The organism is Streptomyces sp. 7-21 (assembly GCF_016741785.1).
In the GTDB taxonomy this organism is placed as follows: domain Bacteria; phylum Actinomycetota; class Actinomycetes; order Streptomycetales; family Streptomycetaceae; genus Streptomyces.
Genome location: NZ_JAERRL010000005.1, coordinates 118553 through 129327, shown reverse-complemented (window position 1 = coordinate 129327; position 10775 = coordinate 118553). Strand labels below are relative to the sequence as shown.

Genomic DNA, 10775 nt, shown 5'->3' with positions numbered 1-10775 from the left:
GTTTTCCGCTCCGGCTGAGGATGGGGGCGTCCAGGAGTTTTCCTTTTCTTTTCCGCGTTTCCGTTCTTGCCGGAAGGGGTTTTTCCGCATGCGTGTTGCCGTTCTCGGCATGGGAGCGATGGGACGGGCGGTCGCCGACGCGCTGCGGGCCGCCGGGCACCGGGTGACGGTGTGGAACCGCACGCCGGGCCGGGACACCGCGCAGGTGGCGCGCGGGGCAATGCGCGCCGCCCGGCCGGAGGAGGCGGTCGCGGCCAGCGACCTGGTCCTCGTCACCGTGCTCGACCGGGCCGCCGTCGAGGGGGTGCTGTCTCCCGGGCCGGTGGTCAGCGCCCTGGCCGGGCGGCCGGTGGTGGTGTGCACGACGCTGATGCCGCGCGGCGCCCGGGAGCTTTCCGCCTGGGCGTCGCGGCGCGGCATTCCGTATCTGGCCGGGGCGATGATGGCCACGCCGCCCCTGGTCGGAAAACCGGAGGCGGAATTCCTCTTCAGCGGCCCGCAGGAGATTTTCGGCGCACACGCCGGAACGCTGCGGGCGCTCGGCACGGTGTCGTTCGTCGGCGCCGATCCGGGCCGGGCCTCGCTGTGGGATCTGGCGCTGCTGGCGGGCAGGTACGGGATGTTCGCCGGTTACTGGCACGGCGCCGCGCTGCTGGCCACCGGGGGCGTTCCGGCGAAGGAGTTCACCGCGAAGGCGGTGCCGTTCCTCCAGGCGATGGCGGCCGCGCTGCCGCTCGGCACGGACCGGATCGACAGCGGCGACTACACGGCCGGGGAGCAGTCCCTGGAGTTCAACCACAAGGCGGTGGACCTGATTGTGGCGGCCTCCCGCGAGCAGGGCATCGCCACGGACGTGCCCGGCGTCGCGCAGTCGCTGATGGCACGTCAGATCGCGCGTGGCTTCGGCCGCGAGAGCGCCAGCCGGGTCTTCGAGGAGATCCGGTACGGCGGGGCGCCGCGCCGGTAAGCTGGCGGCCCGCGACGGCAGGTGAACAGGGAGGGGTGACGCGGTGGCCGCCGAGGCCGGGACGCGGCCCGCACACCGCCCGCTGCTGTCGCTGCCGCTGTCGGTACCGCTGATCGCCGCGGTCACCGCCGGGCTGCCGCTGGCAGTCGCCGCCCAGCCCGGGGAAGGCGCGCGGGACACCGCGTTCTGGCTCCAGCTGACGGTCACCGCGTACGCCGGGGTGCGGCTGTGCGCCATGGTGCTGTCGGGCCGCAGGCGGCTGGTGCAGGGCGTGTTCTGGCTGTTCTGCTACCTGGCGATGGGCGTGGCGCCGCTCGCGCAGTCCGTGCTGGCCCGCGACCCCACGCCCGTGCTCGGCCCGCGCGAGGACACCCAGCTCGCCACGGTGCTGGTGCTGTGCGGCATGGTCGCCTTCGACGTGGGCGCGCTGCTGGCGCGGCACCGCCCGTCGCTGCGGGCGCGCCGCCCGCCGGTGGCCCGGGTGCACCGGCGGCGGCTGTACCTGCTGGTGGCGTTCGCCTACCTGGCGAGCACCGTGCTGGTGCTCCGGGTCGGCGGGCCCGCGGTGTTCTTCACCAGCCGCGAGGAGCTGGGCCGGACGCTGGCCGCCGCGACGGGCGGCGAGGGCGCGGGCGAGGCGGGCAACGCGCTGCTGCGGGGCTTCGGCACGGTGCCCGCGCTGCTGGCGCTGCTGTTCCTGACCCGCTGGCTGGTCACCTCCCGCGACGCGCGGCGCCGCCCCGCCGTGCTGCTGCCGTGGCTGGGGCTGCTCGGGGTCAACGCCGTGGTCAACAACCCCGTCACCAACCCGCGGTACTGGTTCCTGACGGTGCTGTTCGCCCTGCTGTTCACCGTCTTCCCGCGCAGCCCGGTCGCCTACCGGGCGGCGCTGACGCTGGGCGTGGCGGGCGCGCTGCTGGTCTTCCCGTTCAGCGACCGCTTCCGCTACCAGGACGACGGCCCGCCGGCCGCGTCCCTGGACACCGGCTCGGTGCTGGAACCGCTGGTCGTCAAGGACTACGACCAGGTCAACATGCTCGCCAACACCATCACCTACAGCGGCGACGGCGGCGGGCACACCTACGGCCGCCAGCTGGCGGGCGCGGCGCTGTTCTTCGTGCCCCGCTCGATGTGGGAGGGCAAGCCGCAGGACACCGGCTTCGTCGTCGGCGAGTGGATGGGCACGGACAGCTTCAACCTCTCCTCGCCGCTGTGGGCGGAGCTGTGGCTGGACTTCGGCACGCCCGGCATGCTCGCCGGGTTCGTGCTGGCCGGCTACCTGGCCGCCCGCACCGACCGGCGGTACGTGCGGCACACCGTGGACGACCGCTCGCCGGGCAACGTGATGGCCGTGGTGGTGCCGCTGCTCGCCGGGTACAGCTTCATCCTGCTGCGCGGTTCGCTGCTCCAGGCGTCCGGCCGCATCGCCATCGCCGCGCTGTGCCTGGCCCTGGTCACCACCGTCCGCCACGACCGGCGCACCGCGCTGCACTGACGGCGGCCGGGGGCGGCTTACGGCCGGGCCCGGGCCGCCTCAGCAGAGGATGTTGACGCTGCCGTCGGCGTAGATGCCGTCGAACGCCTCCAGTTCGACCCGCAGCTCATGGCGGGTCGCGCAGTCCTCGGCCTCGTGGGTGTAGCGGAACTCGGCCGTCTCGCCGGGGCCGGCCCAGCGTTCCTCCTCGACCTCCTCGCGCTCCCCGTCGCGGTACCACGCCGCCCGCACGCCCGTGCCCTTGGGGGCGCGGACCCGGACGGTCGCGGCGGCGAGGTAGCAGCCGCAGTCCTCGTCCCAGCCGCCGGACATGCGCGCCACCGCCAGTGACGCCTCGCGGGGCTCCTGCTCCCCGGCTTCGGCGGGCGCCCCGGACGGCGCGCCGTCCGTCCCCGGGTCCGGCCGCTCCTCCGCCCGCTCGCCCAGGACCACCACGGCGGCCAGCACGACCACCAGCACGGCGACCGCAGCGGCGGTCAGCGCCCGGGCCAGAGCCGCGCTCAGCGTCACGGGCGGCGGGACGGGCCGGGGCCGGCCAGCGTCGTCACGCGGCGGCCCGGGCTCCGGATCACCGCTGAACTCGCCCACCACGCCCCTCGCTTACCACCTGCTCGAACGTCCGTGCCGAACCATCCGTCATCGTATGCCGAACGGGACGGACTGCCGCACGGCGGCCCAGCGGGCCGGTGTGGGAGCATGACCGGATGCCCGCAGCACTGATGACGCCCGACGAACTCGCCGCCCGCACCGCACGCGCCGTCGAGGCGGCCACCGCCGCCGGGCGCGGCCTCGGCCTGACGGTGACCGACGCCCGGGTGCTCCACGACATGTTCTCCGTCGTCGTGCACCTCGCCCCCTCCCCCGTGGTGGTCCGCGTCCCCACCGTCCTGCCGCCGTACGCCGCGGCCGACCCCGCCTTCCAGGCTCAGCGGCAGCAGCGGGAGCTGGACGTGGTGCACTGGCTGGCGGAGCAGGGCCACCGGGTGATCCCGCCCAGCCCGCTGGTGCCCCGCGAGCCGGTGCGCCGCGACGGGTTCTCCATGACGTTCTGGGCCTACGCCGAGACGGACGCCGCTGCGGGCGCCGAGCCGGACTACGTGCACCACTCCCGCCTCGTCGCCGGGCTGCACGACGCCCTGCGCGGCTACCCGGGCGAGCTGCCGTTCCTGGCGGCGGCCGAGCCCCGCTTCGTCACCGACGGCCTCGACGCCCTCGGCTCCCGCCCCGACCTCATCGAGCCCGGCGACCTGGACCGCGCCCGGCACGAGTGGGAGGTGCTGGAGCCGGTGGTGCGCTCCCGCGCGGCCTTCGAGGCGGCGTTCCCCGGCGTCGCGCTGCAGCCCGTCCACGGCGACGCCCCGGCCGTCAATATCATCGCCGGGGCGGACGGCCCGCTGTACTCCGACTTCGAACTGGTCTCCCTCGGCCCGGTCGAGTGGGACCTGGCGGGCATGCCGCCCGGCTGCGCCGCCGCCTACGACGAGGCCGCGCGCGAACGGGGGCTGCGGCCGCTCAACGAGCGGGTGCTGCGGTTCGCCAGCGCGGTCGGCATGGCCCGGGCGGTGGCCTGCCTCGCCCTCGTGCCGCAGCTGCCGCTGCTCAAGGACGCGCTGCGGCCCGCCCTCGACCACTGGCGCACCACCCCGTTCGACAGCGGCCTGCCCGGCTGACCCGCCGGGCGCCTGCCGTCAGCTGCCGGGCAGCGGCCGCACGGTGAGCATCTGCTGCGCGGTCCCCACCGGCCCGGCCAGGTCGTGCAGCACGGTGCTGGTCAGCCCCTGCCCGGTCGGCCCGAAGGTCACGGACGTGTCCAGGCCCGTCCACCGGCCCTCGGGCTGGCGGTGGAAGTGCAGCGTCAGGTCGACGTTGGGGTACATCCAGGCGGTGGGCGGCTGCCGCACCGCGATGCCGTTGGCGGTGTCCACGAGCGCCACGTACGACGCCAGCGCGCTGCTGGTCTCGCCCGCGACGAGCGCGAGGTCCGTGGCGACCCACGCCGCCGCGCGCCCCGGGCGCGGCGGGGCGACCTGCCGCACGTCCACGGAAGCGATGTAGCCGCCGGGCCACAGGTCGGTCATCGGCCACCGCTCCAGCGTCTCGGGCGCGGGCAGCCGCTCCGCCGCGCCGCCCGCGACGGCGGCGGTGTCCAGCGACACCAGCAGCCAGGCCCGCGCCCGGACCACCGGCCGGCCGCCGATCCGCGCGACGGCTTCGAGCAGTTGGATGGTGCGCCCCGGCCGGACCGTCTCCACCGTGATCTCGCACTCGTCCAGCGCCGGGCGGCCCAGGATGTCGAAGCTGATCCGCGACATCACCATGCCCGTGGGCGGCCGGGTGGCGAGGTAGCGGTCCATGGCGTGCACGAGGAGGCCGCCGAGCGGGCTGAAGTGCTGCTCGTCCCGGTGCCACGCCCCGCCGGTGTGGGCGGTCGGCTTGTAACGGCCCTCGCCGGTCGGCACGTAGTAGCTGTCCTCACTGGCCAACGGTGCGCTCCTCCCCGCGCGGTACGCCAACCGGGTCACCGTACCCGGCCGTTGCGGTGGCACTGCGGGCAGCACCGGTGCGTTCCGCCGCCAGGCCGGGTCGGCACAGGCAACGGCCAGCGAGCGGAGGAAACCAGATGGGCATGGTGTTCAGCCACATGACGATGTCCCTGGACGGGTTCATCGCGGACCCGCGGGACCGGGTCGAGGACCTCTTCGAGTGGTACGAGACGGGGGAGGTGCCCCTGCCGACCGCCAGCAGGGACGTCACGCTGCGGGTCGACGGGGACAGCGCGGGCGTGATGCGGGAGCTGACGGAGAGCTGCGGGGCGCTCGTCGCGGGTCGGCGCCTGTTCGACATCACCGACGGCTGGGGCGACACCCACCCGGTGGGCGCCCCCGTCGTCGTGGTCACGCACCGCCCGCCCGAGGACGCCGCCACCCGCTGGCCCAGGACGAGCTTCGTGACGGACATCGGGGCGGCGGTCACCCGGGCCCGGGAGATCGCCGGGGACAAGGACGTCATCCTGGCGAGCGCGTCCGTCACCCAGCAGGCCCTCGATTTGGGCCTGGTCGACGAGGTGTGGGTCAGCCTCGTGCCGGTGCTGCTCGGGGAGGGCATCCCGTACTTCGCGAAACTGCACCGGGGCCACGTGTTTCTCAAGGATCCGGCCGTCGTCCAAGGGCACCGGGCCCTCCACCTTCGCTACCGCGTCCAGCGCTGACGTCTCACCCCCGGGTGCCGGTCAGGCGGGCCACGTGGACAGGTCGCACGGGGCGTTGGCCATGGGCGGTGAGGTGCCGTCCGGAGAGAAGCGGATGACCTGGACGTCGGCTGCGAAGACGCCGCTCAGGCGCAACGCCGCACGTGGGCCACGAAGGCCGCCCAGGCGTCAGCTGACACGGTCAGAACCGGACCAGGCCGCTTCGAATCCCGTACCGGCACCACCCCGGCGAAACCGTCGGCCACCTCCAAGCATGCTCCTCCGTCTGCGTTGGAGTAGCTGCTCTTCCGCCAGATCGCGCGATTCAGCTCGCCTCGGGCGACGCACATCGGATGTCCTCCAACTCACCAGCGGAACACAGGCCGGACACGCGATGGTACGACGACGACCGGACAACCGCCGGTATGTCGTTCGGCCAACTAACACTGCAACCGCACGACACGGGACGATGTCGCCGCGTACCGAGGGACACCACCCTCCGCGTTACACCCGACCGTGCTCAGCTGCCCCCACATGGGCCACGAACGCCGCCCAGGCACCAGCAGACACAGCCAGAACCGAACCAGGCCGCTTCGAATCCCGCACCGGCACCACCCCGGCGAAACCGTCGGCCACCTCCAGACAGTTGCCGCCATCCGCGTTCGAGTAGCTGCTCTTGCGCCAAGTCATCACGCGGCTCAGCTCGGCTCGGGCGACGCGCATGGGATGTCCTCCAACAGGTGCACCAGGAACGCCACAGTTTCGCGTGGCGAGAACGCCAGATCGCGGAGGCGATCGTAAGTCAATCGTAGGCGCTGCACGTCCTCTGGGCTCTCTACGAGGTCTCCGGAATAACTGGTCTCCGTGTAAGCAGCACAAGTGCCATTCTGGCGCCACAGGAACATCGTGTCTGTGTTGTGCAGTCCGTGGAGCCCTGCACGCAACGGCAGCACCTGGATGGTCACGTTGGGGCGCTCGGACATCTTGATCAGATGAGCTAGCTGCTCCCGCCACTCATCGGACGCAGTCAGAGGCCGACGCACCACAGCCTCATCAAGGATCGCGCGAAAGTCAGTAAGAGGCTCATTCGTCAGTATGGTCTGGCGACTCAGCCTCGCCGCGACCTGATCCTCCAGTTCCTCTCCGGCCAGATCAGAGGCACGCAGCAGCTCACGCGCGTACGCCTCGGTCTGCAACAGGCCCGGCACCACACTCGGGCAGTACTGCTGCATCACCCGTGCCTCGGCCTCAAGTTCCATGTACCGCTTGTACTTGTCGCGGAACGCCCGCTGACCCGCCAGCAGCCAGAGGTGCTTGAGCATCGGGCCCGTGCCGTAGAACGTGTCGAGGGCCTCGATCACGGCCTCGCTGCCACGGTTCTTGCCGTTCTCCATCTTGTGGAGGTGGGCGTGATCCCACCCCAGTTTGTCCGCCAGCTCGCGGAGCGACAGCCCTGACTTCTCCCGCAGGGCCTTGAGATTCTCCGCCAGCAGCTCCGGTGCCGATGGGCCACGCCTCGCCATGCCGCACACCCCTTCGTAGTGCTTCGCCCCCATGCCACGACTCTGGCTGGTGCGCCGGTCACCTGACGCGAATGCTAGTAACCACGCGACCACTCAGAGGAAGTTTTCGCATGACTCCCCCACTCCCAGCGAAGAACCGGTTGTGAACGGCCAGCTGAACGCTACCCGTGACAAGCTGCGCGCCATCTTCGTGCTCCTCGGCATCCAGGCCTCGGTCGAGGTAGACACCAGCGGGCCCCGGCACACGCTCGTGGTGTGCCCGCGCTTCAGCGGCGCCACCGGCGACACGGCGGACCTGCCGAGAAAGGTCCGGGAGGCCAACGAACAGAGCGCGACCAGCGCCGGACTGCGCGGCGGGCTGCGATGAGCAGGCACCGCAGGCCGGGACGGCCGGAGGCGGCCCTGACCGTCGCGGTGTCGTCCGAACCCCGTCCGGGCCAGTGGGTGGTGGGCCGCTGCTGGCTGGGGTGCGGGGCCAGCGCGCGGCCGGTGGTGTGGGTGGGGCGGGCGTCCCTGTGGGGGCCGGACACCCCGCACGCCGAAGCACCGCTCTACGGCTGCGCCGAGTGCCTGGCCCGCCTGGCGGCCATGGCGCGCGAGGACCAGGCGCGGCGCGATGTGGCCACGGCCGCCGTCACCCGGGAAAGGCGGTGACTCCCATGCCGCGACGACCGAACCGTCTCGGCCGCAACGTGGCGCTCCTCCTCGCGGAGCGGCGCTCGGTGCCGCCGCCGCGCGGGCGCGGCCTGCTCCGGCCCGGCGCGTGGCCAAACACGCTCTCGACGCGGTACTCGGCCGCGCCGACGCCGCCTGGTACGCCTTCTACCAGCGCGCGCTGCACTGGTTCGAGGAGCCTCCGCCTCCGCCGCATCTCCCGGCCCGCCCCTTCAGCGTGGTCCCGCCGCTGCGCTCCCCACGCCGCTGACGCGGGGCCGGTTCCGGGCCGCGGGCCTATTCGGTCCGCAGGCTATTCGGTCCGCAGGGCCTCCAGCGGGTGCAGGCGGGCGGCCTGGCGGGCGGGCCAGAGCGCCGCGAGGGCGCCCATCACCAGGGTGAGGACGAAGAAGACGCCGTAGCTGTCCCACGGCAGCTGGGTGCTGTAGCGGGTGAAGACGGTCTGGGCCACCTCGCCCGCCGCCCAGGCGAGGAAGGTGCCCAGGGCCAGGCCGAGGACCGCGCCGAGCATGGAGATCATCAGCGACTCCAGCGTGATCATCCGCTTCACCCCGGCACGGTCCAGGCCGATCGCGCGGAGCATGCCCAGCTCCCGCGACCGTTCGAAGACCGACAGGGCCATGGTGTTCACCACGCCGAACACCGCGATCACCAAGGACATCCCCAGCAGCCCGTAGACCATGTACAGCAGCTGGTTCAGCTGCCGGTTGGCGTCGCGGAACAGGTCGTCCGGGGTGGAGACCTGGATCACCGGGCTGTTGCCGAGCGCGGCCTCGATGCGGTCGATGACGGCGCTGTCGTCGCCTCCCTCGCCGCTGTTCCGCTCGGTGTCGACGTAGACGGTCTGGTAGCCGAGGCGGAACAGGTGAGGCGCCAGGAGTTCCTGGCCGACCACCAGGTCCGACAGCACGGTGCTGTCGGCGTAGACCGCGCCGAGGGTGACCGTCTCCTCGGCGCCGTCCGGGTAGCTGACCTGGAGGGTGTCGCCCGGACGCAGGCCCCGGTCCTCGGCGTACCCCTCGGAGACGGCGATCTCGCCCCGCGCGAGGGCGCTGACGTCACCTTGCACGATCTCCATGCGGAACACGTCGGCGAACGCGGCTCCGTCGGACATCACCGCCGTCGTCGAGTCGCCGTCGAGTTCCAGGCTGACCCGGCTCTCCCCCGCCGCCGTGCGCACGCCGGGGACCTCCCGCACCGTCTCGACCACCTCGGGGTCGACGGGGCCGAAGTTCGACATCCGGACCGCGTAGTCGGCGCGCAGCCCGTCGGCGGCGCCCTGCTGGATGCTGTTCTGCAGCGAGACGGTGATGACCGTCAGCGCGCTGGTGAGGGCGAGGCCGATCATCAGGGCGGTCGCGGTGGCGGCGGTGCGGCGCGGGTTGCGGGCGGCGTTCTGCCGGGCCAGCTTTCCGGCGGCGCCGAACCTGCGTACCAGCGGCGCCAGCGCGGCGAACAGCGGCCGGGACAGCGCGGCGGTCAGCATGATCAGGCCGCACACCGCGCAGACCGCACCGAGGGCGATGAGCGTGGCGCCCTGGTCCTGTCCCGTCACCACCATCGCCAGGACCACCAGCAGACCCACGGCGGTCAGCAGCGATCCGATGACGTTGCGGACGGCCATGCGGCGCTGGGGCGGCGGGACGTCCACGCTGCGCAGCGCCGCCAGGGGTGAGGTCCTGGCGGCGCGGCGGGAGGGCAGGTAGGCGGACAGCAGGGTGATGCCGACGCCGACCGCCAGCGAGGCGATGACCGAGCCCGGGTTGATGACCAGCGGGTTGTCCGGCAGCCCGGCGCCCGCGTTGTTGAGCAGCGGCCGCAGCCCGGCGGCCACGCCGATGCCCAGGACGATCCCGGCCACGGCGGAGACGGCGCCCAGGAGACCGGCCTCGGCCAGCACGCAGCGGGTGATCTGGCGGCGCGAGGCGCCGACGGCGCGCAGCAGGGCCACCTCGCGGGTGCGCTGGGCCACCAGCATGGAGAAGGTGTTGGCGATCAGCAGCACGCCGACGAAGAGGGCGATGGCGGCGAAGCCCAGCAGGACCGTGTTGATCTCGCTGGTCTGGTCGGCGATGGCGGCCGCCTGGTCGTCGATGAGCTGCTGGCCGGTGACGGCCTCCAGGCCGTGCTCGTCCAGCAGGTCCTCGGGCACGGCGTCCCGCAGCTGCTGCTGCGTGGTGCCGGGCTCGGCCGTCAGTTCCACCTGGTCGTACAGGCCCTCCTCCAGGAAGAGGCGCTGCGCGGTGGGGGTGTCGAAGAGGGCGAGGGTGCCGCCCGCGGCGACCCTGCCGTCGTCGGTGGTGAAGATACCGGTGAGTTCGCGTGTCAGCACGGGGCCGCTGACCGACAGCCGGACCTCGTCGCCGACCTCGTAGCCGCCCGCCTCGGCGGTGTCGGCGTCGAGGGCCACCTCGCCCGGCGACTCGGGCCCCCGCCCCTCGGTGAAGTCGACGCGGGGGTCCGAGCCGTCGCTGCCCGGGGCGTAGTTGCCGCCCTCGTTGAGGAAGCCGTCGCCGATCAGCTCGTCGTCGGCGTCGGCCACGCCGGTGTAGCCGCTGACGGTGCCGCGGGCGCTGGCCACGCCCGGCAGCCCGGCGAGCCGCTCGTAGACCTCCTGCGGCACGCCCGCGCGTTCGTGGCCGGACCGGGCGGCGTCCGAGTCGCCTGCCGCGGGGCGCACGGCGACGGAGACGTCCGCAAAGCTGCGGGACGCCGCGTCTCTGAGGCCCTTGCTGATCGTGGCGGTGAACATCAGCGTTCCCGCGACGAACGCCACGCCGAGCACGACGGCGAGCGTGGTCATGAGCAGACGGGCCTTGTGCGCCAGCATGTTGCGGAGGGCGATGCGGAACATCTGACTGCCAATCGGAGGGGCCGTGGGGGTGGATGTGGCGCGGGTGAACCGAGCCTCTACCTATACACAGGCAG

The 10775-nt window shown here is 72.9% G+C and carries 13 protein-coding genes; 7 read left to right on the top strand and 6 right to left on the bottom strand.

All coding sequences use genetic code 11. From position 1 onward, the window contains the following. Nucleotides 1-88: 88 nt before the first annotated feature. On the top strand, nucleotides 89-967 hold the full coding sequence (locus tag JK356_RS08145) for an NAD(P)-dependent oxidoreductase (protein WP_201866900.1): 879 nt from the start codon (nucleotides 89-91) through the stop codon (nucleotides 965-967). Between the two features lie 43 nt (nucleotides 968-1010). Further along, nucleotides 1011-2462, top strand: a complete 1452-nt coding sequence (locus JK356_RS08140) for an O-antigen polymerase (RefSeq protein WP_307815472.1) — start codon at nucleotides 1011-1013, stop codon at nucleotides 2460-2462. 39 nt (nucleotides 2463-2501) lie between these two features. Here JK356_RS08140 and JK356_RS08135 read toward each other — a convergent pair whose 3' ends face one another. Further along, nucleotides 2502-3050, bottom strand: coding sequence for a hypothetical protein (locus JK356_RS08135; RefSeq protein WP_201866899.1), 549 nt, complete (start codon nucleotides 3048-3050; stop codon nucleotides 2502-2504). 116 nt (nucleotides 3051-3166) lie between these two features. Here JK356_RS08135 and JK356_RS08130 point away from each other — a divergent pair, with 116 nt between their 5' ends. Then, nucleotides 3167-4132 (top strand): aminoglycoside phosphotransferase family protein, encoded by a 966-nt coding sequence (locus JK356_RS08130; protein WP_236670963.1) that lies wholly within the window; start codon nucleotides 3167-3169, stop codon nucleotides 4130-4132. An 18-nt stretch (nucleotides 4133-4150) separates the two neighbouring features. Here the strand turns inward: JK356_RS08130 and JK356_RS08125 are convergent, their stop codons facing one another. Beyond that, nucleotides 4151-4945, bottom strand: coding sequence for a thioesterase family protein (locus JK356_RS08125; protein WP_201866898.1), 795 nt, complete (start codon nucleotides 4943-4945; stop codon nucleotides 4151-4153). A gap of 143 nt (nucleotides 4946-5088) precedes the next feature. Here JK356_RS08125 and JK356_RS08120 point away from each other — a divergent pair, with 143 nt between their 5' ends. Continuing rightward, nucleotides 5089-5670 (top strand): dihydrofolate reductase family protein, encoded by a 582-nt coding sequence (locus tag JK356_RS08120; protein WP_236670962.1) that lies wholly within the window; start codon nucleotides 5089-5091, stop codon nucleotides 5668-5670. A 125-nt stretch (nucleotides 5671-5795) separates the two neighbouring features. On the opposite strand, the gene JK356_RS08115 is transcribed toward JK356_RS08120, so the two are convergent. From JK356_RS08115 to JK356_RS08105, 3 genes are all read right to left on the bottom strand, one after another. Beyond that, a complete protein-coding gene (locus JK356_RS08115; RefSeq protein WP_201866896.1) occupies nucleotides 5796-5999 on the bottom strand; it encodes a DUF397 domain-containing protein in 204 nt (67 codons plus the stop codon). A gap of 154 nt (nucleotides 6000-6153) precedes the next feature. After that, the gene (locus JK356_RS08110; protein ID WP_307815494.1) at nucleotides 6154-6339 is read right to left on the bottom strand and encodes a DUF397 domain-containing protein; all 186 of its coding nucleotides are present in this window, start codon (nucleotides 6337-6339) and stop codon (nucleotides 6154-6156) included. An 8-nt stretch (nucleotides 6340-6347) separates the two neighbouring features. Then, on the bottom strand, nucleotides 6348-7205 hold the full coding sequence (locus tag JK356_RS08105; RefSeq protein ID WP_236670961.1) for a helix-turn-helix transcriptional regulator: 858 nt from the start codon (nucleotides 7203-7205) through the stop codon (nucleotides 6348-6350). Between the two features lie 109 nt (nucleotides 7206-7314). On the opposite strand from JK356_RS08105, the gene JK356_RS08100 reads away from it, so the two are divergent. From JK356_RS08100 to JK356_RS08090, 3 genes are all read left to right on the top strand, one after another. Continuing rightward, nucleotides 7315-7539 (top strand): hypothetical protein, encoded by a 225-nt coding sequence (locus tag JK356_RS08100; RefSeq protein ID WP_201866894.1) that lies wholly within the window; start codon nucleotides 7315-7317, stop codon nucleotides 7537-7539. Then, entirely contained in the window at nucleotides 7536-7826 is a 291-nt protein-coding gene (locus tag JK356_RS08095) for a hypothetical protein (protein WP_236670960.1), read from the top strand. The genes JK356_RS08100 and JK356_RS08095 overlap by 4 nt, the downstream gene beginning before the upstream one ends. A gap of 109 nt (nucleotides 7827-7935) precedes the next feature. Beyond that, nucleotides 7936-8097 carry a hypothetical protein gene (locus tag JK356_RS08090; protein ID WP_201866893.1) on the top strand — a complete coding sequence of 54 codons (162 nt, stop codon included), beginning with the start codon at nucleotides 7936-7938 and terminating at the stop codon, nucleotides 8095-8097. A 42-nt stretch (nucleotides 8098-8139) separates the two neighbouring features. Here the strand turns inward: JK356_RS08090 and JK356_RS08085 are convergent, their stop codons facing one another. Further along, nucleotides 8140-10701 carry an ABC transporter permease gene (locus JK356_RS08085; RefSeq protein ID WP_201866892.1) on the bottom strand — a complete coding sequence of 854 codons (2562 nt, stop codon included), beginning with the start codon at nucleotides 10699-10701 and terminating at the stop codon, nucleotides 8140-8142. Nucleotides 10702-10775: the final 74 nt, after the last annotated feature.